General features: G+C 58.5%; 23 protein-coding genes and 1 tRNA gene. 11 read left to right on the forward strand and 13 right to left on the reverse strand.

Annotation, left to right across the window (positions count from 1 at the left end):
* Positions 1–198 precede the first annotated feature (198 nt).
* Positions 199–288, reverse strand: a tRNA-Ser gene (locus AC2FIS_RS21365).
* A 202-nt stretch (positions 289–490) separates the two neighbouring features.
* Here AC2FIS_RS21365 and AC2FIS_RS21370 point away from each other — a divergent pair.
* The 8 genes from AC2FIS_RS21370 (at position 491) to AC2FIS_RS21405 (ending at position 8,146) form a co-directional block, all read left to right on the forward strand.
* The gene (locus AC2FIS_RS21370; protein ID WP_496775280.1) at positions 491–1,849 is read left to right on the forward strand and encodes an SPOR domain-containing protein; all 1,359 of its coding nucleotides are present in this window, start codon (positions 491–493) and stop codon (positions 1,847–1,849) included.
* 16 nt (positions 1,850–1,865) lie between these two features.
* Positions 1,866–3,032: a D-alanyl-D-alanine carboxypeptidase family protein gene (locus AC2FIS_RS21375; protein ID WP_496775281.1), complete on the forward strand. Its 1,167-nt coding sequence runs from the start codon at positions 1,866–1,868 to the stop codon at positions 3,030–3,032.
* Entirely contained in the window at positions 3,029–3,655 is a 627-nt protein-coding gene (gene tmk / locus AC2FIS_RS21380) for a dTMP kinase (RefSeq protein ID WP_108861556.1), read from the forward strand. The genes AC2FIS_RS21375 and tmk overlap by 4 nt, the downstream gene beginning before the upstream one ends.
* 7 nt (positions 3,656–3,662) lie before the next feature.
* Positions 3,663–4,784, forward strand: a complete 1,122-nt coding sequence (locus AC2FIS_RS21385; protein ID WP_496775282.1) for a DNA polymerase III subunit delta' — start codon at positions 3,663–3,665, stop codon at positions 4,782–4,784.
* Positions 4,781–5,587 carry a TatD family hydrolase gene (locus tag AC2FIS_RS21390; protein ID WP_496775283.1) on the forward strand — a complete coding sequence of 269 codons (807 nt, stop codon included), beginning with the start codon at positions 4,781–4,783 and terminating at the stop codon, positions 5,585–5,587. The genes AC2FIS_RS21385 and AC2FIS_RS21390 overlap by 4 nt, the downstream gene beginning before the upstream one ends.
* The gene (locus tag AC2FIS_RS21395; protein WP_496775284.1) at positions 5,584–6,381 is read left to right on the forward strand and encodes an MBL fold metallo-hydrolase; all 798 of its coding nucleotides are present in this window, start codon (positions 5,584–5,586) and stop codon (positions 6,379–6,381) included. Before AC2FIS_RS21390 ends, AC2FIS_RS21395 begins: the two co-directional genes overlap by 4 nt.
* A 63-nt stretch (positions 6,382–6,444) precedes the next feature.
* Positions 6,445–7,377: an AEC family transporter gene (locus AC2FIS_RS21400; RefSeq protein WP_496775285.1), complete on the forward strand. Its 933-nt coding sequence runs from the start codon at positions 6,445–6,447 to the stop codon at positions 7,375–7,377.
* 70 nt (positions 7,378–7,447) lie between these two features.
* Positions 7,448–8,146 (forward strand): CbiX/SirB N-terminal domain-containing protein, encoded by a 699-nt coding sequence (locus tag AC2FIS_RS21405; protein ID WP_496775287.1) that lies wholly within the window; start codon positions 7,448–7,450, stop codon positions 8,144–8,146.
* A gap of 31 nt (positions 8,147–8,177) precedes the next feature.
* Here the strand turns inward: AC2FIS_RS21405 and AC2FIS_RS21410 are convergent, their stop codons facing one another.
* The 5 genes from AC2FIS_RS21410 to AC2FIS_RS21430 all read right to left on the reverse strand — a co-directional run bounded on the left by AC2FIS_RS21410 (position 8,178) and on the right by AC2FIS_RS21430 (position 12,572).
* Positions 8,178–9,188 carry a diguanylate cyclase domain-containing protein gene (locus AC2FIS_RS21410; RefSeq protein WP_496775288.1) on the reverse strand — a complete coding sequence of 337 codons (1,011 nt, stop codon included), beginning with the start codon at positions 9,186–9,188 and terminating at the stop codon, positions 8,178–8,180.
* Positions 9,185–9,772 carry a heme NO-binding domain-containing protein gene (locus AC2FIS_RS21415; RefSeq protein ID WP_496775290.1) on the reverse strand — a complete coding sequence of 196 codons (588 nt, stop codon included), beginning with the start codon at positions 9,770–9,772 and terminating at the stop codon, positions 9,185–9,187. Before AC2FIS_RS21415 ends, AC2FIS_RS21410 begins: the two co-directional genes overlap by 4 nt.
* A gap of 120 nt (positions 9,773–9,892) precedes the next feature.
* Positions 9,893–11,452, reverse strand: coding sequence for a trimethylamine methyltransferase family protein (locus AC2FIS_RS21420; protein ID WP_496775291.1), 1,560 nt, complete (start codon positions 11,450–11,452; stop codon positions 9,893–9,895).
* A 120-nt stretch (positions 11,453–11,572) separates the two neighbouring features.
* Entirely contained in the window at positions 11,573–12,265 is a 693-nt protein-coding gene (locus tag AC2FIS_RS21425) for an HAD family hydrolase (RefSeq protein ID WP_496775293.1), read from the reverse strand.
* Between the two features lie 25 nt (positions 12,266–12,290).
* A complete protein-coding gene (locus tag AC2FIS_RS21430) occupies positions 12,291–12,572 on the reverse strand; it encodes a DUF3572 domain-containing protein (protein WP_058279646.1) in 282 nt (93 codons plus the stop codon).
* A 66-nt stretch (positions 12,573–12,638) separates the two neighbouring features.
* On the opposite strand from AC2FIS_RS21430, the gene AC2FIS_RS21435 reads away from it, so the two are divergent.
* On the forward strand, positions 12,639–14,048 hold the full coding sequence (locus tag AC2FIS_RS21435; RefSeq protein ID WP_496775294.1) for a diguanylate cyclase: 1,410 nt from the start codon (positions 12,639–12,641) through the stop codon (positions 14,046–14,048).
* Between the two features lie 5 nt (positions 14,049–14,053).
* Here the strand turns inward: AC2FIS_RS21435 and AC2FIS_RS21440 are convergent, their stop codons facing one another.
* From AC2FIS_RS21440 to AC2FIS_RS21455, 4 genes are read right to left on the reverse strand one after another with little or no spacing between them, the layout of a single operon-like run.
* Positions 14,054–14,527: a periplasmic heavy metal sensor gene (locus AC2FIS_RS21440; RefSeq protein ID WP_496775295.1), complete on the reverse strand. Its 474-nt coding sequence runs from the start codon at positions 14,525–14,527 to the stop codon at positions 14,054–14,056.
* Positions 14,524–14,877: a hypothetical protein gene (locus AC2FIS_RS21445; protein WP_109310457.1), complete on the reverse strand. Its 354-nt coding sequence runs from the start codon at positions 14,875–14,877 to the stop codon at positions 14,524–14,526. The genes AC2FIS_RS21440 and AC2FIS_RS21445 overlap by 4 nt, the downstream gene beginning before the upstream one ends.
* Positions 14,870–15,484: an RNA polymerase sigma factor gene (locus tag AC2FIS_RS21450; protein WP_496775297.1), complete on the reverse strand. Its 615-nt coding sequence runs from the start codon at positions 15,482–15,484 to the stop codon at positions 14,870–14,872. The genes AC2FIS_RS21445 and AC2FIS_RS21450 overlap by 8 nt, the downstream gene beginning before the upstream one ends.
* 6 nt (positions 15,485–15,490) lie before the next feature.
* The gene (locus tag AC2FIS_RS21455) at positions 15,491–15,958 is read right to left on the reverse strand and encodes an EF-hand domain-containing protein (protein WP_058279674.1); all 468 of its coding nucleotides are present in this window, start codon (positions 15,956–15,958) and stop codon (positions 15,491–15,493) included.
* 190 nt (positions 15,959–16,148) lie between these two features.
* Between AC2FIS_RS21455 and AC2FIS_RS21460 the strand changes: the two genes are divergently transcribed.
* Together AC2FIS_RS21460 and AC2FIS_RS21465 are read left to right on the forward strand one after the other, a co-directional pair.
* On the forward strand, positions 16,149–16,547 hold the full coding sequence (locus AC2FIS_RS21460; protein WP_113788484.1) for a DUF983 domain-containing protein: 399 nt from the start codon (positions 16,149–16,151) through the stop codon (positions 16,545–16,547).
* 25 nt (positions 16,548–16,572) lie between these two features.
* Entirely contained in the window at positions 16,573–17,274 is a 702-nt protein-coding gene (locus AC2FIS_RS21465; protein ID WP_496775298.1) for an NUDIX hydrolase, read from the forward strand.
* A gap of 22 nt (positions 17,275–17,296) precedes the next feature.
* On the opposite strand, the gene AC2FIS_RS21470 is transcribed toward AC2FIS_RS21465, so the two are convergent.
* The 3 genes from AC2FIS_RS21470 to AC2FIS_RS21480 are packed head-to-tail and all read right to left on the reverse strand — an operon-like array spanning position 17,297 to position 20,501.
* The gene (locus AC2FIS_RS21470) at positions 17,297–18,964 is read right to left on the reverse strand and encodes a ribonuclease J (RefSeq protein ID WP_496775300.1); all 1,668 of its coding nucleotides are present in this window, start codon (positions 18,962–18,964) and stop codon (positions 17,297–17,299) included.
* Positions 18,961–19,740, reverse strand: coding sequence for a type III pantothenate kinase (locus tag AC2FIS_RS21475; protein ID WP_496775301.1), 780 nt, complete (start codon positions 19,738–19,740; stop codon positions 18,961–18,963). The genes AC2FIS_RS21470 and AC2FIS_RS21475 overlap by 4 nt, the downstream gene beginning before the upstream one ends.
* A gap of 11 nt (positions 19,741–19,751) precedes the next feature.
* A complete protein-coding gene (locus AC2FIS_RS21480; RefSeq protein WP_496775303.1) occupies positions 19,752–20,501 on the reverse strand; it encodes a biotin--[acetyl-CoA-carboxylase] ligase in 750 nt (249 codons plus the stop codon).
* Positions 20,502–20,511: the final 10 nt, after the last annotated feature.

A 20,511-nucleotide genomic window follows, 5' to 3' on the forward strand; every position in this document is an offset into this window, starting at 1 on the left:
ATTCCCTGTAAATTGCAGGTTATCAGGGAAATCCAGCCCAAAGCGACCCCGCCAAAATGCGGCACTGAGACTGCGGCCGGAATTACGCTCTGAGTGTACGATCTGCTCCGTCTCTGATTGAATGCGCACGGGCCAACTCGCGGGAATTGCGGAACAATTCCGGGTCAGAAAACACAACTGAAGTGAGACAGGTATGAGTGGCGGGGAGACAGGGATTCGAACCCTGGGAACGCTCTCACGTTCAACGGTTTTCAAGACCGCCGCATTCGACCACTCTGCCACCTCCCCGCGTGGGGCCGGGTCTAAGGCCATCGCGAACCGGTGGCAAGACCAAATAGGGAATTCTTGCCGAAGCGCCTGCTGCGGTCTTTCCATGACACTTTGGCCGCGTTATGATCTGCAGGAAAGACCGAAGCAGGCTGGCAATACAGAACCAGCAATCGGCGGCGGGTCTCGGGAAACGAGGCCCAATCAGGCAAGGGATGACAAGATGAAGCGAGCGACAGAGACACGCGCACATCCGCGAGCGTTAGCGGCTTTGGCCGTTATGTCCGTGGTTTTAGCTGGTTGCGATGAGGCGCTTTCCCCCGAAAATGTCTCGGCAGATACCCAAAGCTCTGAAACCGCATCAGACGGTCGGACCGACCTTTTCCCTGTACCCGCCGGTAGCCCGAAAGATGATGTCGAAGCACCCGAGGTGTTTCAGTTGTCCGAGCCCGGACTGTGGGACGGCCGTCCGTCATTGGGCGGCATATGGGTTGCTCATCCGGACGTGACACAGCCCGAGCGTGTACGCGTTAAAAACCCCAAGAACAACAAAACGATCACCGCCGCGTTGTTCCGTCGCGAAAGAAACTTGCCGGGCCCCGAACTGCAACTTTCCTCTGCTGCGGCCGAAAAGCTGGGTATTCTGGCTGGTGCACCTACAAATGTTGATGTCGTCGCCCTGCGTCGCAAAGCGCCCGAGCCGAAACCTGAGCCGATTGAAGAAAAGCCCGCAGCCGAAGAGACCCCTGTCGAAGAAACGCAAACCGCAGCAGCGGATGAACCCAAGACCGACATCGCCGAAAATGAGGCCGCCGAAGCTGAACAGCCAGCCAAGCTCAAGTGGTGGCAACGCAAAAAACCTGCTGCGGCGGCCGGTGCCGCGACTGCGGCTGCTGTAGCCGCAGATGCCGCGACCGACACGGCAAGCGACACGGCGGCGGAAACAGCCACCGAGGCGGTCGAAACTGTCGCAGAGACTGAAGAACCGGCCAAGCTCAAATGGTGGCAGCGCAAAAAACCTGCCACGGCGGCCGGTACCGCGACTGCAGCGGCCGTGGCCGCTGATGCCGCGACCGATACGGCGACCGACACAGCGACTGAGGTAGTCGAAACGACAGCAGCAGCATCATCGGCTTCACTGGTGGACCCCGAGGTTACTCCCCCGACTGAACAACCAGCCAAGCGTAAATGGTGGCAAAAGAAAAAGCCCGATGAAATCACCGAAACGCCGCTGGACCCGATCGCGGGCGCGGCTGCGGCGATTGACGCGGCAGAACCCACACCAGCCAGCACCCCCTCTGCCACAACCGCCGACGCATCGGCAGCCACGGCGGCTTCGGTGTCGTCCCTGTCAAAGCCGTTTGTTCAGGTCGGCACTTTCGGCGTTGAAACCAACGCCAACAGTGCTGCCAACAAGATCCGCCGCAACGGAATGCCTGCCGAGGTGCGAGAACTGACCTCGGACGGCAAAACGGTCTGGAGGGTCCTGGTCGGCCCAGCCACGTCGCGCTCGGAACGCAATGCCATGCAGCGCGATGTCAAAGACTTGGGCTTCAACGACGCGTTCACCGTCAAAAACTGAAACAAAGGAGGCCCCCATGCTGTCCTCACTGCGATCAACTGTTTTGACCCTCGGGCTGGCGTTGTTTGCCCTGCCCGCCCAAGCGTTCGACACAACCGCCCGAGCGGCCTATGTGATCGATCAGACGACCGGAACGGTTCTGCTGTCGAAAGAAGCAGACCAGCCGCTGCCGCCTGCGTCGATGTCCAAACTGATGACGCTCTATGTCGCGTTTGAGGCGTTGCGCGATGGCCGCCTGACCCTGGGTGAAACCTTGCCCGTGTCGGAACACGCCATGAGCTATGGTGGCTCGACCATGTTCCTGAACACGCAGGATCGTGTCAGCGTCGAGGATCTGCTGCGTGGCATCATCGTATTGTCTGGTAACGACGCATGCGTGGTGATTGCCGAGGCGCTAAGCCCCGATGGGACAGAGGCCGGGTTTGCCCGCTACATGACGCAGCGCGCCAAGCAGATGGGCATGGACAACTCGAACTTCGCCAACTCGAACGGATGGCCGGCAGCAGGCCACATGATGTCGGTCCATGACCTTGCCGTATTGGCCAACCGGCTGATCAGCGACTTTCCGGAATACTACCCACTGTTCGCAGAAGAAGAGTTTGAGTTTGATGGCCGTGCGCCGTCGAACAAACGCAACCGCAACCCTTTGCTGAAACTGGGGATCGGGGCCGACGGCTTGAAAACCGGACACACGCAAGAGGCAGGCTATGGCCTTGTCGGCTCGGCTAAGCAAGGCGACCGTCGGGTTGTCTTTGTCCTGACTGGCCTCGATAGCACCGCCCGTCGCGCAGAGGAGGCTGAGGCCGTGGTTAACTGGTCGTTTCGCAATTTTGTCGAGAGGACCATTGCCGACGCCGAAACGCCGATAGCCGAAGCCCAGATTTGGATGGGCGCCGAAAAAACTGTTGGGCTGGTACCCGAAGGGGATCTGACCTTGTTGTTCCCAGTTCTCAATGACAAGGACGTCAAAGCTGAGGTCGTCTACGAAGGTCCGATCAACGCGCCTGTGGAAAAGGGGCAGAAACTGGCTGAGCTGGTGATCACACCCGAAGGATTGCCCGAAATCCGTCGCCCACTATTCGCGGCCAAAGACGTGCCTGTGGGCGGCTTTGTCGTGCGCATGAAAACCGTTGGTGGTATTGTTCTGGAAGACGTTATCGGCAATCCGCTGGAGGCGATGTGACGAAGGCAGGGTTGTTTCTGACCTTCGAAGGTATTGACGGGTCTGGAAAGTCATCACAAGCACGAATGCTTGCCGAACATTTGCGTGGCCTCGGTTACGATGTCGTTCTGACCCGCGAGCCCGGAGGATCTGCAGGCGCTGAAGAGATCCGAAGCCTTGTTCTGGAAGGTGACCCGGATCGCTGGTCTGCAGAGACGGAAATCCTGCTGTTTACGGCGGCCCGCCGGGATCATTTGGAACGCACGATCAGGCCAGCGCTGGCCGAGGGCAAAGTCGTGATCTGCGACCGCTTCGCCGACAGCACCCGCATGTATCAGGGCCTGTCGCGCGGCGATCTGCGGGGATTGGTCGATCAATTGCACGACCTGATGATCGGGCGCGAACCCGACATGACCGTTTTGATCGACATGGACCCCGAAACCGGGCTGTCCCGCGCCAAGGGGCGTCAGGGAACAGAAGAACGGTTCGAAGATTTCGGGCTGGATCTGCAACAACAGATGCGTGCAGGGTTTCTGGCCCTTGCGGATGAGTATTCCGACCGTTTCCGCGTGGTTGATGGCAACCGGGACATGGACAGTGTTGCACAGGATGTGACAGATATCGTTCTGCAAGCTTTGCGATAGACGATAGATGAGCGACGACACCCCAACCCCGGATCAGGCACCCGGTGCCCCACACCCGCGCGAGACACTGCGCCTGTTTGGTCAGGACGCAGCAGAACAGGCTTTTCTGAGTGCTTTTACTTCTGAACGTCTGCACCACGGCTGGTTGATTACCGGTCCACGTGGCGTTGGCAAGGCGACGCTGGCCTGGCGGATCGCGCAGTTTCTACTGGCAACACCTCCGACCGAGGATGACGGGCTATTTGGTGCACCGCCACCGCCCGATAGCCTTGAGATCGATCCTGAACATCCCGTCGCACACCGTATTCAGGCTGGGGCCGAACCCGGCTTGGCGGCAATTACCCGATCTCTGAACGATCAGGGGCGGTTGCGTAATGAGATTGTGGTTGATGATATCCGCAAGCTTGGCAAGTTCTTCGGCCTTTCCTCGACTGACGGGGGTCGACGCGTTGTGATTGTGGACGCAGCGGATGAGATGAACGTCAGCGCCGCCAACGCGCTGTTGAAAATGCTTGAGGAGCCCCCGGCCCGTACTACCTTGCTGCTGATCTCGCACCAGCCATCGCGTCTGCTGCCGACAATCCGGTCGCGGTGCCGGACACTGCGCCTGTCTCCGCTGGGATCTGAGGATATGGAAGCCGCGCTAATGCAGACCGGCACAGAAATGCCGGGACAGGCGGATCATTTGGCTGCACTGGCTGCCGGGTCCGTGGGTGATGCGGTGCGCCTGATCAATCTGGGCGGGCTTGAGATTTACGCCGAGCTGATCGCCATTCTGGGCACCCTGCCCCGCATGGACCGCCAGCGCGCGCTGGCCTTGGCCGAGGCTGCTGCCCAACGTGGCGCGTCCGAGCGGTTTGAACTGTTACTGACGTTGATCGACGTCGCCCTGTCCCGGCTTGCGCTGACCGGTGCTACCGGCGTGGCCCCGATGCCCGAAGCCGCTCCGAACGAGGCAGAGACACTTGCCCGCCTGTCGGCCTCACCGCAGCAGGCCCGCAAATGGGCCGAGGTCGCAGCGGTGATCACCGCACGTGTGCGTCATGGGCAGGCGGTGAACCTTGACCCTGCCGCTCTGGTCCTAGATACGGTGTTCAAGATACAGGAAACCGCCGGTCAGAGCAGATGAGCAATACGCCCGAAATCACCGACAGCCATTGCCATCTGGACTTCCCCGATTTCGAAGGTCAGCTGGATCAGATCGTGGCCAATGCTGCCGAGGCTGGCGTGACCCGCATGGTAACAATTTGCACCCGCTTGCGGAACGAACCAACCGTCCGCGCCATCGCCGAGACCCACGCGCCGGTCTTCTACGCTGCCGGCACCCACCCGATGAGTGCCGCTGATGAGCCGATGGCATCGGTCGATGAACTCGTCGCCTTGTCTCGGCACCCCAAATTTGTAGGCATCGGCGAAACCGGGCTGGATTATCACTATACCGCCGACAGCGCAGCAGTGCAGAAGCAATCCTTGCGGGTGCATATTGAGGCCGCCCAACGCACTGGCCTGCCTTTGATCATTCACGCCCGTGCCGCCGATGACGACATGGCCCGCATTCTGGCCGAGGAACACCGCAACGCGCCCTATTCCTGCGTGATGCACTGCTTTTCTTCTTCTGCCGAACTGGCCAAAGCCGCTCTTGAACTGGGGTTCTATTTGTCGATGTCCGGTATCGCGGCCTTCCCCAAAAGCCAAGAGCTGCGCGATATCTTTGCCAGCGCCCCGGTCGACCGCATCCTTGTTGAAACCGACGCGCCATACCTGGCCCCACCCCCGTATCGCGGCAAGCGGAACGAGCCCGCCTATACCGCCCACACCGCTCGCAAAGGGGCCGAGGTATTTGGGATGGAATACGTCGATTTTGCTGCCCATACGCAGGCAAATTTTGACCGGTTGTTCACCAAAGCAGCGACCTACAAGGCGGCTGCATGACCGAATTGCGATGCACAATCCTTGGCTGCGGATCATCCGGCGGCGTCCCCCGGCTGGGCGGGCATTGGGGCGATTGCGACCCCAAGAACCCCAAAAACATCCGTCGCCGCTGTTCAATGCTGGTGGAACGGGACGGCCCGGACGGTACAACCTCGGTGCTGATCGACACCTCCCCCGACATGCGCAGCCAATTGCTCGACAGCGGAACCGGACGTCTGGATGGGGTGATCTACACCCATTCGCACGCCGATCACGTCCACGGCATTGATGACCTGCGTATGATCGTGTTCAATATGCGCGAGCGCGTGCCCGTGTGGGCTGATGGCGACACGCAGAACGCCTTGCTGGGACGGTTCGGTTACGCCTTTGTCCAGCCCGAAGGATCACCCTACCCGCCGATCCTTGACCTGAAGTCCATCGACGGCCCGTTCGAAGTGGACGGCCCCGGCGGCCCGATCCCGTTCCATCCATTCAAGGTCAACCACGGCTCGATCGACTCGCTTGGTTTCCGGATGGGTAATCTAGCGTACCTGCCGGATGTGGCGGAAATCTACGACGACGCCTGGTCGATGATGGAAGGGTTGGATTGCCTGGTGATTGACGCGCTGCGTCGGAAACCTCACCCGACCCATGCGCATCTGGAAAGGACGCTGGGCTGGATCGAACAACTGAACCCCACGCGCGCGGTCCTGACCAACATGCATATCGATCTGGACTATGCCACGGTTGATGCGGAAACCGCCGACAACATCAACCCAGCCTATGACGGAATGGTGATCCATCAGGCGCTTTAAGACCCCACGCAACCGATCTGGGACGCAGCAATCTTGTGTCGGCCCAGCCTGCAAAGCGGTGCCATGCTTCAAAGTCTGATCGACGTCATTCTACCGGTTTTCCTTGTGATCGGAGCAGGTTATGCCTCGACCAGGTTGGGGTATTTCAAGGAAATTCACATCGATGGGTTGATGAAGTTCACCCAGGGCTTTGCAATCCCATGCCTTCTGTTCCTTGCAATCTCGCATCTGGATCTAAGCGCCAGCTTTGATCCCCGGCTTCTGGTCAGCTTCTACTCAGCAGCTGGCCTGTGTTTCACTGCTGGTCTGTTCGGTGCACGATTTATCTTTGGCCGGGATTGGGAAGATTGCGTCGCCATCGGGTTTTGCTGTCTGTTCTCGAACTCTGTCCTTTTGGGACTGCCGATTACCGAACGCGCCTATGGCCCCGAAAACCTTACCGGCAACTATGCGATCATCGCCTTCCATTCGCCCTTTTGCTACGGTGTTGGCATCACGGTGATGGAGGTTATTCGAAATCGCGGCCAGGGCGGCCCCCGCATGGTCAAATCCATCTTGTCGGCCATGTTCCGCAATGCACTGATCCTTGGCATAGCAATGGGTTTTGCCGTGAACCTGTCTGGTATTGGCATACCTGCGGTCGTAGACGAAGCTCTGGGCCTTGTGACCCGTGCCGCCCTGCCCGGGGCGCTGTTCGCGCTTGGCGGAGTGCTGGTGAAATACAAGCCCGAAGGCGACCTGCGCGCCATCGCGTTTGTTTGCGCAATATCACTGATGCTGCATCCCAGTCTTGTCTGGTTATTCGGCTCAACAGTTGGTCTGCCGCAGGACCTGTTCCGATCGGGTGTGCTGACAGCAGCGATGGCGCCTGGTTTCAATGCTTACATCTTTGCCAATATGTACGGACGGGCAAAACGGGTCGCGGCCTCGTCCGTTCTGGTCGGAACCGGCGTCTCGATCCTGACAGTCTGGCTTTGGCTGACATTATTGGGATAGCGTGACGTCCCACGGATTGACTTTGCACCAGCCGGACACACCTAACTGAAAAGCCACAGGATACTCCTAGATGCCGCACGCCCTTATCGTTGCCCACGGCCAACCCTCGGATCCGGCCCCTGCCGAAGCGGCGCTAGCTTCCTATGCGGCAGAGGTCGATGCGTATTGCGATGGCGTCAGCGTTCAATCAGCCACTCTTGCAGCGCCAGGAATGCTGGAGGCTCGTTTGGATGAATTGCCCGACGGCACTGTCATCTATCCCCTTTTCATGGCCAAGGGGTGGTTTGTGACGAGCGCACTGCCCAAGCGTCTGGGTGATAGAGACATCCAAATTCTGGACCCGCTGGGCGTTGACCCTAAACTCCCCGCTTTGGCTGCGGGTGCGTTGCAGGATACGCTGTTGGGCAAGGGGTGGAACGCGGACAAAACGGATCTGGTTCTGGCGGCACATGGATCGGGCCGCAGCCGCAACCCATCAGCTGTCGCCATTGAGTTTTCCAAGGAACTGGCCCGGTGCGTGACCTTCCAATCCATCCGCGTCGGGTTTGTGGAAGAGGCCCCGTCCATTGCCGAGGCCGCGACCGGGGCTGGCGATCTATCTCTGTGCCTGCCCTTCTTTGCCTGCACTGGCGGGCATGTTTTGGAAGACGTGCCGCAGGAACTGGAGCGAGCGCGGTTCAAAGGCCACGTGATGCCGGTTGTCGGAGAACTTTCCCCGATCAAACGCCATATTGCGGGGACACTGACACGGGCTTTTGCGCTGGGTTAACTTAAATACTCGCTCTGCGTGGAATCAGAAGTCATTGCGAACTGGCCGGTTTCAGCCCAGTGGTCACAAGTGCCGAGTACAGACAATGCCGCGACCGCCCCTGCCGCTTTGCCTCATACAGCGCCTGATCAGCTGCATTCAGCAGCTCTGCCGCATCCGGCGTGCCGAACTGCATGGACAAGGCCGTTCCGATGCTTGCCGAAATCTTGCACGGGGCACCCTGAAACATCATGGGTTGGCATAGCCGGCTGATCAGGCGTCCTGCTATGTCAGACAGGACACTTTCGTCGACCAGACCTTTGAAAATGATGACAAACTCATCACCACCGATCCGGGCGACCGTGTCCTCATTTCGTGTCTCTTCCTCCATAATGCGCGCGGCCTGTTGCAACACAAAGTCCCCCGCCGCATGGCCAAGGCGGTCGTTGACACTTTTGAAGAAATCCAGGTCCAAATGCATAAGTGCGAAGACGGAATTACCGGAGATCAGGTGGCCAAGAACCACATCCATCGCGCGGCGGTTTTTCAAACCCGTCAACATGTCTGTCACCGCCTGTTCTTCAGCGGCCAGCATAGCTCCCTGCAGTCGCAGGTTCAGTGAGCGCGATGCCTCCATCGCAGCTGTTTTCGCCTCAACCAGATACAGCAGTTCGATCGCCAGATCCGTGCCAGAGAAATCCGCGCTAGTCAGGGCATAGTCACGAACAGCGTCTAGGATAGAAATCCCGAAGGACAGGTTGATGATTGCCCCGTTCCCCATTGGCAAGGGCGCGATTAGCCCGGTCAGAGCGGTCCGGGGTTCATCGTGAAATTTCAGATGCACTTTGCCACCGGCCAGAGACAGCAGCCCAGCAATCGTTGTAACTGTTCGTGGCCGAACCAGTTCAAAGACGTCCAAAAAGTCTCGCCCCCGCATCGGGTGACCCGGGCGAAGCTTTTGTAACGTCGGCCCGGCATTCGCGATCCTGCCCTGATCATCCACCATCACGAACATGGGGCATAACGTATCCAAAAGAGCCGAGAGTTCAGTGGTTTGCATCATGATTTGCGTGCCCCCAGATCGAAATGACGCCCTTCGGCGAACGCGCTTTCGATCAGAACGATCGTGATGACCTCAGTGTCGCCGGACTGCCCTTCATGCGACAGCATGGCCAATGCTCCATAATCGTCTGCAATTGCCCGTAATACGCCGACCATCACGCTGGAATAGCCCGGCAGACCGGGGTAGCAGTACAAATGATATTCTGCCGGTGACACCTCACACAACTCCAGCATTGGTAGACGCAGATCGGATACTGCAAGGCGGGCACGATCCGATAAGTCATCCAGCGAGTGCAGGAAATCGACATATGTCACACCGCCGAACCGAAGCAGTCGGCGCAAATCTTCCATATTGGGGTGCGACACCAGATAGGTTCCGAGATCCTCCAGTATCTCGGCCCGTGGGCGATTCAGGTCAGCACATAGCGCGTCCAAAACCTGCGCGGTCATGGCGTCGTCATAAAGCAGCATTGCCTCAAACTCGGTAAAGCCCAGGCCCGCAGCCTCGGTCACCCGCAGCCAGCAGGGTTGTCCATAAGTCGCGCAAACAAATGACTGTATTGCCCGATTGATCAGACCATGCATGAGATGCCCCAGATTGGTTACACCCCAATCTGCTCAGATAATCCTTAACAAATAGCCAAAAAACACGATGCGTTTATGGCAATCCGACAGAGTCTCAATCTGGAAGTCTTTGTTGTTACATTAGAAATCCGTCGGCGCACCGCCTTCAGCCTTTCGGCGGGCAACAAAATCCTCCAGCTCTTCGCGAATCCCGTCATCTATCGGCGGGGGCTCAAAGCTGGTTACAATTTCCTTGAACATGTGGTGGGCGCGCTCGGCCGTCCAGATACCACCTGCAACGTCCCAACCTTCATAGTTTTTCCAGTCGCTCAGGAACGGCTGATAGAACGCGGTTGTGTAGCGGTCCTGGGTGTGCTGAATACCAAAGAAATGGCCATCGTTCCCAACAGACTTGATCGCATCCAGCGCGATTTCATCTGGGCCTGTCGCTGTGATCTCGGGCTGCATGTATCGCTGGATTTGCTGCAGAATTTCGCAATCCATGATGAATTTTTCGGGGCTCGCGATCAGACCGCCCTCAAGCCACCCGGCCGCATGGTACACCATGTTGCTACCCGACTGCACCGCAGCCCAGAGCGAGTTCGACGTCTCCCACACAGCTTGTCCATCGGGTACGTTCGCCGCACACACTCCTGACGACCGCATGGGCAAGCCATAGTAGCGCGCCATTTGACCGGTCATCTGGGTTGAGCGCATATATTCGGGCGTTCCAAATGCAGGTGCGCCGGATTTCATGTCAACGTTGGAGGTGAACGTCCCGATAACACAGGGAATTCCCGGCCGGACATATTGGAACAGCGCAATTGCGCACAGCGCCTCAGCCAGGGATTGCGCAACCGCACCGGCCATCGTAACCGGCGCCATCGCACCGGCCAATGTGAACGGCGTCACGACAATTGCTTGCCCGCGCCGCGCAAGACGCAGGCAGCCGTCAATCATCGGATGGTCGTGTTTCAACGGTGAGGTCGAGTTGATGTTGGTATACATCCGCGGGGTCGCTTCGAACTCTTCATGGCTGTGACCTCCAGCGATCCGCACCATCTCCATCACGTCCTCAACGCGTTCCTTACCCAGCGAATAGGCATGCATCGCCTTGTCGGTCAGCGTCAGCTTGTCATAGAGCACGTCCAGATGTCGGACGCTGGCGTGGATATCGACCGGCTCGACCGGATAGCCCCCCGCAAAGTGAATGCAGTTGAAGTACTGCGTCAGCTTCAGCAAATTCCGGCACATCTCGCGATTTCCGGCCACCTTGGTACCAATCTCAAGATCCCAGTAGTTCGGAGGAGAAGACACGTTCCCGAACAACAGGGTTTTGCCACCAACTTCAATCGTCTTGTCAGGATTTCGCGGCGTGATCGTGAACTTTGATGGCGCTTTGGCCACCATTTCCATCACAAAGTCACGGCCCATGCGAACGTTGTCGCCATTGATCGTACAGCCTGCCTCTTTCAGGATGCCAAGGGCTTCTTCGTTGTAGAACTCGATCCCGATCTCTTCGAGGATGCGCATGGCCCCCTCGTGGATCGCTTCGATTCCAGCTTGGTCCAGCGGTTCGGTGGGTTTGTCGGTATTGATCGGCGGGTTCCACGGCATTTGGTCGATCACCGCGCTGCCCCTGCGCGCTGCCGCACCTGCCCGTCCCCCTCCGCGCCGTTTGCGAGTCTGTGTGTCAGCCATTGGATCCCTCCGGAACTTGCTTTCTTCAAGCAAGCCCTGAAGTCGGCCCAGTGGCCGCTCTGTCTGCGACAAGGTTTGTCGGTTTTATTACTTGGACAGTCGAATTCAGCCGAAGCTGGATCAGTTTTCTGCCAACCAGGCGGGAATGTGACCGATGTCCGGCAGTACCACATCCGCCATCGGCGCAAGCGCCTCGGCCGGCGCCAACCCCGTCAGCACACCGATTGTGGTCATTCCGGCAGCTCGCCCGGCCTGCAGGTCATGCAGGCTGTCCCCCACCATCGCCACGCGCGACGGGTCGACACCAACATGGGTTGCAAAGGCAATCAATTGCCCGGGCCCGGGTTTGAACCCATGGCCGCTGTCGTAGCCAGCAACAAAATCGAAGTGGTCGCGAATCCCGACTGAGGCGAGATGTTGCAGCGCAGGCATTTCCCCGTCATTCGTGGCTACACCCAGTTTTAGGCCCGCCTGCCGCAAAGCATCGAGGAAGGGAACCAGCGGAACAGCCGGAGCCTGTGTCGCCGTAGCCGATTCCGTGTTCAGAATGTCGATCAGCTCATCGCTGGGCATATCCGGGAAAAAGGGTGCAAGGGCTTCGGCGATCTCCTCGACGGTCCCCGCGATCACGATGCTGTCGTCGGCATATTCTTCCGAAACCGGATCAAACCCGATGGCCCGGCCCAGTTCGGCGGCCCGCTTTTGATCGCCATCTGACAGCTTTTCCAACACGCTGCGCCCGAAACCACCCCATGTGTCCGCAAAGTCAAACAATGTTCCGTCCTTGTCGAACAAGATCGCATCGATGGGCATTACATGCTCCTGTCAGTGAATTGAATCAGGTCCAGTGAACGTCGCCACCGGACAAAACAGCCCGCGCCTGACCCGGCAGGTCATAGGGCACGGAATTGGCGTCACAAAAGGCGATCACCCACGAATCGTCAAGCATCAAGAATTCAAGAACCGAACTCAGGAATTCCGACTCTGATGCGCGAACCCGCAGATCCTCGGTGGATGCACCCGTCGAGCCCAAAAAGATCGGCAGCAATTCGTCATTCCCGACCAGCCAGCCAAGGACGTTCAGGGCAAGCGTTTCGGCGGATTGGGCGGTGATCGGCATAAAGAGGCCTCGAATATGCACTTGGAAAGGGTTTGTTAACCAGACTCATAAACACTTTGGCAACGCATGCAATCAACGGTGACAGATATGTCCGTGCAGGGAACCATCCTTGTCCTCGACGGGACTTCGACCAATCGCATTATACTAAAAGTTCAGCTGACAGCCGCCTGGTATCACGTGGTTCAGGCTGAAAAGCTGCAAGGGCTGGCCGGGCTGCTACGTCGCACGCGCCCCGATCTGGTGCTGGTGGCACAAACGCTGCCCGATGGCTCAGCTGCGGACGTCAAAAGACTGGTGATGGCCAACCCGGAACTGGCCGATGTACCCGTCGTTGCAATCGCGCCGCAGAACGACAAAGCGGCAAGATTGCAGGCATTGGCGGATGGGTTGGACGACGTGTTGGCGGCCCCGTTCAAGGACACCCTGCTTCTGGCGCGAATTCGCAGCCTTCTGCGCGCGCGCGCCGATACGCAAGAGCTTCAGCTGGGCGACGGATCACATCCAGTCGGATTTGCAGAACCCGCGACCGTGCTGATTACGCCGTCGAAATCGGCCCATGTGGCCATACTGACTCAGAACAGCCGGATCGGGACATTGTGGAAAACCGCATTGTCCGAGAGATCACATCACAGCCTAAGCACGCATGCAACTTCGAACATGCGTGCCTTGCTGTCAGGGCCGGTGCCGGATGCAATTCTGGTCGAAATAGGAACGACTGCCGCGGGCCTGAATACGCTGGCGGATCTGAAGTCACGGGGGGCAACTCGGCATACCGTATTGATCGCTGTCTTGGCCGATGAAAATGCGACAATGGCAAGCGAGGCGCTGGATCGTGGCGCTGACGCCGTGTGCATGGGGGGGTTCTACGTCGAAGAGGTTCAACTGCATCTGGATAACCAGATCGCGCGAAAGGCCCGAATGGACCAGATGCGCGCCTCATTAAAGCGCGGGCTGGCCGAGTCTTGGGTCGATCCCCTGACTGGGTTGCACAACCGCCGTTATGCTATGCAAGCCATGGATCAGATGGCACGACAACCATCGCAAACCGGTCAGGGTTTTGTTGTCATGCTAGCAGACCTGGATCATTTCAAAACCATTAACGACCGTTTTGGGCATGTCAGCGGCGACCAGGTTTTGACCGAGGCCGCAAAACGCATGAAGCGCACGGTTGGCGCGGCGGGTTTTGTCGCGCGCATCGGGGGAGAGGAGTTTATGATAGGTCTGCCTGACAGCTCTCAGGCTGGGGCGATGGATCTGGCTAAAACCCTGCGCGACTGTATCAGCAAGACACCATTTTCTCTGCCCGATACCTCGGCCCTTGTGCCAGTCACCATTAGCATCGGCCTGACGGCCCCGATCCCGCCCATGCCCCCTGGTGACCCAGTGGAGCGGTTGCTGAAATCCGCCGATACTGCGCTTTATGCAGCCAAGAAGGCAGGTCGCAATCAAGTAAGGATCAGGCAGAACGCTGCCTGAGACCCTCAGTCCTTTTTCTTGTGGCCACGCGGGCCGCGTTTAACGACCTCTTCCAGCCGGTCGGCATAGACCAGGCGCTCTTCATCGCTCATGGCTTCTACCCGAGCCAACCACTCTTGCTGCAGGGCATTCTGCAGGTCCGCCATAGACTGCGCTTGCTGGTCTAGCAGGGCTTGAACCGCCACAGCGTCAAAGGGGTCTGCGCGCAAGGCGGTGCTGAGCTGCGCAAAATCCTGGGACCGGTTGCTTGCACCCTTTTTGTGACGGTCGAAAAGCTCGCCGCGCATCGCTTTGCGCTCTTCCTTTGGCAAAGCGCGGTAAAGTGACGAGCCGAACCCGGGCGGAGCTTTCGCGTGATCACCTCCTTTGACCCGGAGCGCAGTTCCCAGGGCGACACCAACAATCAACAGGTTCAGTGCCAGCGAGATGACCAACAGAACCGACATCCAGCGGTTTTTGGGTTTGGGGCTATCGCTCATTCGGCGTCCTCCAGAAAACTCGTATCCAGACTTAGGTCAGCGACCACGAAACTAACATCCTGCGCGTAAATGTAATTGGCAGGATCAGGCAGAAATGCCGGTGCTGAAAAGCCGATCCAGACACCCGCCATACTGGCAGCAACCAAACCGCCCATTCCCTGCCAGCCGCCAAACCCGGCCAGAAGGCGTGCCCAAAGAGAGTTTGTCTTTGGCTCATCTGGCTTCAGGCGACCCAGCCGAACAGATTCCGCGTCGGTGAGAATGCGCACAGCCAGATCATCCGGCAACTCATGCCGATCCTGCCGGGCTTGGGCGAACAACAGATCCAGATTGTCTTTGTCGTCAGTCATCGTCGTACCCCAGTTCATCTCGTCGCCCGGCCAGAATCGCCGCTAACGACCGTTTTCCTCGTGCCGTAAGGCTTTCCACCGCTTCCACCGAAATACCCATGATCCCAGCGATTTCAGGGTTGGGCAATTCCTCAATATGCCGCAAAACAACAGCTTGACGCTGACGTTCGGGCAGTTGTGATAGTGCCATTTGCAGTGCATCCTTTCGGGCTGCGTCCTGTAGACGGTCGGCTGCACTGGCCTTTTCATCTGCGGGCTCTGGCACATCGGCCAGTCGGTCCGGCGTCTTTTTGCGGCGCAGATCAACACACAGATTTAGCGTCACTCGATAAAGCCACGTCGATACTTTGGCCTGACCGGGTACCCAATCGGGTGCCATCTGCCACAGGCGCATCATCGCATCTTGTGTCACATCTTCAGCCTCGGCGCGGTTGCCCAGAAACCGAAGGGCCACTGATAAGCTGCGCGGCGCAAGCCGATCGGTGAGAACGCGCGCCGCCGCAGCATCGCCATCGGCAAACTGCCTGAGCAACACATCGTCGCCCAATTCGTTCGCGGCGTAATCCACGCCGCGAACGTCTTGTGGAGCAGAGGTCAGGTCCTCCATCCCGCATTAGCTGTCGTCAGAGTCCGCTTTCCCATGTTTCTTGTGGCGCTTTCCCATTCTGTCTTTTGCATCGGCAAATTCCTCTTCCGAGATAGCGCCGTCTTCGTTCGCATCGATCCGATCAAACATCTTGTCAGCACGGCGCGGCTTGGGCAACTCGTCCTCGCTCAGAAAACCGTCCTTGTTGGCATCGTTGCGTTCAAACATCTTAGTAACACGGTCGTTGGCCTTCTTTTGACCTGCTGCCTGCATCTCTTCGACGCTCAGCTGGCCGTCGCCATCGGTGTCGGCATTGGTGAAACGCTGATTCCGATGAGCCTGCATTTCTTCCTTGGTCACTTGCCCGTCACCGTTCGCATCGAGCTGTTGAAAGGTCACAGGTTCGCGATCTTTACCGCCTGCGGCGAAAACGGATGTGCCAGTGATTGCCAGTGCTGACACAATGATTGCCGGAATGAATTTGGCGCTTTTCATAACGTTTTTCCCTTGTTTTCGCGGCGCCATTGCCGCTGCTTACATAGGTTCAAACGGGGCAGGCATCCCATTCCGTCGCAGGAAGTGAAACTTTTTTAGAAACGTCTCAGCGATGCAAAGCGACGCACCCCCTTTCCCGAAGCCACAAACAAGCGTTATATCCTCATCATTGGAACGCGCGAGTATCAACATGACAGATCAGACGATCGAAACCCACGATGTAGAAGACCGCCCGACAAAGCCAGCACTGGTCAAAGGGTTCCGTTGCCGTTGCCCAAATTGCGGCGAAGGCAAACTGCTGCACAGCTACCTCAAGGTTAACAACGAATGTTCGAATTGCGGGCAAGAGCTGTTTCACCATCGCGCCGATGACGGGCCGGCCTATCTGACGATTCTTCTGGTGGGTCACCTGCTGGCACCGGCGCTGCACTTATCTTATGTCCATTGGCGCCCTGAGCCCCTGACGATGTTCCTGGTTTTAGCATTTGGCTGTACCGCCCTGTCACTATTCCTGCTGCCACGATTGAAAGGGGCAGTTGTCGCCTATCAATGGGCTCGTCGCATGCACGGCTTTGGCCAGTCCGCGTGATATTGGACCACAAGTTGAGCAACGGATGACGGTGGACAAAACAGCCATACGCGATGCGGCGACAGTCATTGTCTTGCGGGATCGTCTGACCAATCCATCCATCCTGATGGGTCAACGCGGCGCAAAAGCCGCGTTCATGCCCAACAAGTTTGTCTTCCCAGGCGGCGCTGTCGATGCGTCTGATGCGGATGTTGCCCTGTCAACGGATCTGCCTGCTGTGTGCTGTGACCGCCTAGTGGAACGGTCACAAGCTGGGCTGCAGAATGCCTTGGCAGCGGCGGCGATCCGAGAGCTTTGGGAAGAAACCGGGCTGATTTTGGGCCAACCCGGCGATTGGGCAGGCCCGCTGACCGAAGATTGGGCAACTTTTGCGCAGATGGGATACCGCCCATCGGCACAAGCGCTTCAGTTCGTTTTTCGTGCCGTCACCCCGCCTGGGCGACCCCGCCGGTTCGATGCACGCTTTTTCCTGGTAGACGCCGCCGCAATACAGGGCGATCTGGATGATTTCAGCCACGCCTCGGACGAGCTGTCACATCTGCAATGGGTGCCGCTGGACCGGGCGCGCGAATTCGACCTGCCGTTCATTACCGAAGTGGTGCTGGCCGAAATCGCCGCTCGGGTGACAGACCCAACGCCCCCTGAAACCGTTCCGTTCTTTCTGAACAGTGAGGAGGAAAGCCTTTTCCTCAAGCTTCGCGGTTATCCCATGCCAGAAGCAGACTGAGGGCCGGTGGCCCTCAGACACGTTATTTCATGCGGCTGATTACCGTGGTGACTTCGGGCTTTTTACCAATCTCGGTCTTTGCTGTTTGGCGAACGATCCGGCGTATTGCCTCTTCCAGTTTGTCATCATCGCGCAGGGTCTTGGCATCGGCCCGCATGAGGAACTGATTCAGGTCTTCTTCCAGAACTTCGACCAATGCGGCGCGGGACGATCCAGTCTCGGACAGACCCATCGTATCGCACCACGGCTCGCCCAATGGTTCGTCCTCTTCGTCCAGAATGACCGTGACAGTGACGTGCCCGTTCAGCGCCATACGAATCCGGTCACGCACCACCCCATCCAGGGCGCCAACTTTGACCGTGCCATCCAGATAGGTCCGTCCGGTTTCGACATAGTCGACAACCCGAGGCGCATTCCCTGTCAGATCCAGCATGGTGCCGTTTACGGCCAGAATACCGGTACGCCCACCAGCTTCGGCCAGTTTGGCATGCTCACGCAGGTGGCGATGTTCACCGTGCATTGGAATGATCATCTGCGGATCGACCAGCCCGTGTACTTTCTCAAGATCCGGACGATTGGCGTGACCAGACACATGGTACAGGCCCGCACTGTCATCGACCACATCCACGCCCTTTTCACTGAGCTGGTTCATGATGAAAATCACGCCGCGCTCGTTGCCGGGGATGGTTTTGGACGAGAAGAGAAACAGATCGCCCTCTTTCAGTTCCAAACCGCGGTATTTGCCCCGCGCAAGCTGCGCGCTGGCCGCGCGACGTTCTCCCTGGCTGCCGGTGACGATCAGCATCAGGTTCTGGCGCGGCATGTCCACAGCCTCTTCGGCGCTGACGACGCGTGGAAAGCTGGTCAGAATGCCCGTTTCAGTCGCGGCTTCAATCATCCGGCGCATCGCGCGACCCAGCAGAACAACCGAGCGCCCCGCCCGTTCACCTGCCTCGGCCAGCGTCTTAACCCGTGCGACGTTCGACGCGAATGTGGTGGCAACAACCATGCCGCTGGCTTCCTCAACCAGCCTGGTGATCTCGGGGCCGACCTCGGATTCCGAGCGACCCGCATGGGGGGAAAACACGTTCGTGCTGTCACACACCAGCGCTTTGACGCCAGACTTGGCAACCTCAGCCCAGAGATTGGGGTCAAAAGGCTCACCCACGATCGGATTTTCATCCAGCTTGAAGTCCCCGGTATGTACGATCCGCCCCTCGGGCGTGTCGATCACCAGGGCAGCGCTTTCGGGGATCGAATGCGAGACCGGCAGGAAACCCACCTTGAACGGACCAACGGAAATCTGTTCGGGCCAGGCCGATGCAGTATGTACGGCATCCTCGGGGTGTCCGTGCTCCTCCATCTTGCGGCGCGCGATGTTGGCGGTGAAGGCCCGTGCATAGACAGGCGCACCCAGCGCCTCATAGCAATGCGCCACAGCGCCCACGTGGTCCTCGTGTGCGTGGGTTACGAACACGGCCTCCAACCGGTCGGCACGTTCGCGCAGCCACGAGATGTCGGCATGGATCAGGTCAACGCCCGGGGTGGTGTCCATGTCCGGAAATGTCACGCCCAGATCCACAAGGATCAGCCGTTCCTGCCCGGGTTTGCCATAGCCGTAGACATAGGCATTCATGCCAATTTCGCCGGCACCACCCAGCGGTAGGTAGATCAATCTTTCGCTGCTCATGTCGAGCCATTGTCCTTGTTATAGCGATGTATCACGGTCAGGCCGTGCATCGTCAGATCATCTTCGATTGCGTCAAACCCCACGTCCGCCTGATCGAACAGCGGCGCGAGCCCACCGGTTCCAACGACTTTCATCGGCATTCCGTATTCCGCCTTGATCCGGGAAATCAGCCCCTCGATCAATCCGGAATAGCCCCAATACACGCCAGATTGGATACAGCCAACCGTATTCGTGCCAATCACATTTTCAGGGCGGGTGATATCGATATGCGGCAAGGCAGCCGCGCCCTGATGCAATGCCTCGAGGCTGAGGTTTACACCCGGCGCAATGATCCCGCCGACATAGGCCCCATCCGCCGCAACCACATCAAAGTTCGTCGCCGTGCCAAAATCCACGACAACCACATTGCCGCCATGCCGGTCAAACGCAGCCACCGCGTTGGCCAGACGATCCGGGCCGGGCACTGTGCCCTCGTCAACACGCGGATTCATCGGCAACAGACAATCGGGCTTGCCCACGACAAGCGGCCGACATCCAAAGAACCGATCCGCAAAGACCCGCAGGTTGAACACAACCCGAGGCACGGTCGAGGCGATGATCACATCAGTGATTTCAGCATCGATCCCATAATGTTTCACCAGTGTCGAATACCACGTGAAATACGCATCCGCCGTGCGCGCATGGTGGGTCGAGGTGCGCAAGGTGCACAGAAACCTTTCACCGTCCCAGATCGAGAACACAGTGTTCGTGTTACCGCAGTCGATAGCCAGAAGCATCTGAGCCTCCTTCAGAAAAACACATCCGCCGCCGGAGTACTGACGCGGCCTTTGGCGGTGTTTAGGACAAGGTTGCCCCCTGCGTCCACCGTTTCAAAGGTTCCAACCGTTTCCGACGCTGCGGTACGGGCGGTGATGACCTCACCCAACTTGGCAGCCCGGGCCAACCACGCGGTCCGGATCGGTTCAAACCCGTAAGTCACGAATTGGTTCTCGTATCTGGCATAGGCGACAGCCAGTTCGGTCAGGAAATCCTCGGGCGTTACGTTGGCTCCAGCTTCGGACAATAGGGAAACTGGTCGGACGGCGCCGGGTTCAACCTGATCTGCTCCGGGTGACTCAGACAGGTTCACGCCGATGCCTATGGACAAGTGCGAGACGCCGCGCCCCTGCCCTGTGCTTTCCAACAGGATACCTGCCAGTTTGCCACCGTTCAGCAATACGTCGTTGGGCCATTTTAGGGACAAGCCCGTCGCCCGACCTGTCACTGCAACGCAGGCGTCAAACAGCGCCAGCGCAGCCACAAAGCTGCGTAGTGCGCCCTGTTCCGGATTTCCCTGTGGCCGCATCAAAAGGGTCGCGGCCAGATTTCCCTTGGGATTGGCCCATGCCCGACCCCGTCGCCCACGCGCCGCCGTTTGGTGATGCGCCATGATCCACACCGGACCAGCCGTAGTCGGGGCCATGCGGGCGGCCTCGTTCAATGTGCTGTCGACCTCTTGCAGAACGTGCAGGCCGTATCCCTGTGGCCAGTCTGTCATGTCAAAAAGG

The sequence above is a fragment of the Ruegeria sp. CDSB113 genome, assembly GCF_059611045.1.

What these genes read in the sequence shown, in the direction of transcription:
- AC2FIS_RS21370 (WP_496775280.1), top strand. Translation starts at nt 491, where the DNA reads ATGAAGCGAGCGACAGAGACACGCGCACATCCGCGAGCGTTAGCGGCT.
- AC2FIS_RS21375 (WP_496775281.1), top strand. Translation starts at nt 1,866, where the DNA reads ATGCTGTCCTCACTGCGATCAACTGTTTTGACCCTCGGGCTGGCGTTG.
- AC2FIS_RS21385 (WP_496775282.1), top strand. Translation starts at nt 3,663, where the DNA reads ATGAGCGACGACACCCCAACCCCGGATCAGGCACCCGGTGCCCCACAC.
- AC2FIS_RS21390 (WP_496775283.1), top strand. Translation starts at nt 4,781, where the DNA reads ATGAGCAATACGCCCGAAATCACCGACAGCCATTGCCATCTGGACTTC.
- AC2FIS_RS21395 (WP_496775284.1), top strand. Translation starts at nt 5,584, where the DNA reads ATGACCGAATTGCGATGCACAATCCTTGGCTGCGGATCATCCGGCGGC.
- AC2FIS_RS21400 (WP_496775285.1), top strand. Translation starts at nt 6,445, where the DNA reads ATGCTTCAAAGTCTGATCGACGTCATTCTACCGGTTTTCCTTGTGATC.
- AC2FIS_RS21405 (WP_496775287.1), top strand. Translation starts at nt 7,448, where the DNA reads ATGCCGCACGCCCTTATCGTTGCCCACGGCCAACCCTCGGATCCGGCC.
- AC2FIS_RS21410 (WP_496775288.1), bottom strand. Translation starts at nt 9,188, where the DNA reads ATGATGCAAACCACTGAACTCTCGGCTCTTTTGGATACGTTATGCCCC.
- AC2FIS_RS21415 (WP_496775290.1), bottom strand. Translation starts at nt 9,772, where the DNA reads ATGCATGGTCTGATCAATCGGGCAATACAGTCATTTGTTTGCGCGACT.
- AC2FIS_RS21420 (WP_496775291.1), bottom strand. Translation starts at nt 11,452, where the DNA reads ATGGCTGACACACAGACTCGCAAACGGCGCGGAGGGGGACGGGCAGGT.
- AC2FIS_RS21425 (WP_496775293.1), bottom strand. Translation starts at nt 12,265, where the DNA reads ATGCCCATCGATGCGATCTTGTTCGACAAGGACGGAACATTGTTTGAC.
- AC2FIS_RS21430 (WP_058279646.1), bottom strand. Translation starts at nt 12,572, where the DNA reads ATGCCGATCACCGCCCAATCCGCCGAAACGCTTGCCCTGAACGTCCTT.
- AC2FIS_RS21435 (WP_496775294.1), top strand. Translation starts at nt 12,639, where the DNA reads ATGCAATCAACGGTGACAGATATGTCCGTGCAGGGAACCATCCTTGTC.
- AC2FIS_RS21440 (WP_496775295.1), bottom strand. Translation starts at nt 14,527, where the DNA reads ATGAGCGATAGCCCCAAACCCAAAAACCGCTGGATGTCGGTTCTGTTG.
- AC2FIS_RS21445 (WP_109310457.1), bottom strand. Translation starts at nt 14,877, where the DNA reads ATGACTGACGACAAAGACAATCTGGATCTGTTGTTCGCCCAAGCCCGG.
- AC2FIS_RS21450 (WP_496775297.1), bottom strand. Translation starts at nt 15,484, where the DNA reads ATGGAGGACCTGACCTCTGCTCCACAAGACGTTCGCGGCGTGGATTAC.
- AC2FIS_RS21455 (WP_058279674.1), bottom strand. Translation starts at nt 15,958, where the DNA reads ATGAAAAGCGCCAAATTCATTCCGGCAATCATTGTGTCAGCACTGGCA.
- AC2FIS_RS21460 (WP_113788484.1), top strand. Translation starts at nt 16,149, where the DNA reads ATGACAGATCAGACGATCGAAACCCACGATGTAGAAGACCGCCCGACA.
- AC2FIS_RS21465 (WP_496775298.1), top strand. Translation starts at nt 16,573, where the DNA reads ATGACGGTGGACAAAACAGCCATACGCGATGCGGCGACAGTCATTGTC.
- AC2FIS_RS21470 (WP_496775300.1), bottom strand. Translation starts at nt 18,964, where the DNA reads ATGAGCAGCGAAAGATTGATCTACCTACCGCTGGGTGGTGCCGGCGAA.
- AC2FIS_RS21475 (WP_496775301.1), bottom strand. Translation starts at nt 19,740, where the DNA reads ATGCTTCTGGCTATCGACTGCGGTAACACGAACACTGTGTTCTCGATC.
- AC2FIS_RS21480 (WP_496775303.1), bottom strand. Translation starts at nt 20,501, where the DNA reads ATGACAGACTGGCCACAGGGATACGGCCTGCACGTTCTGCAAGAGGTC.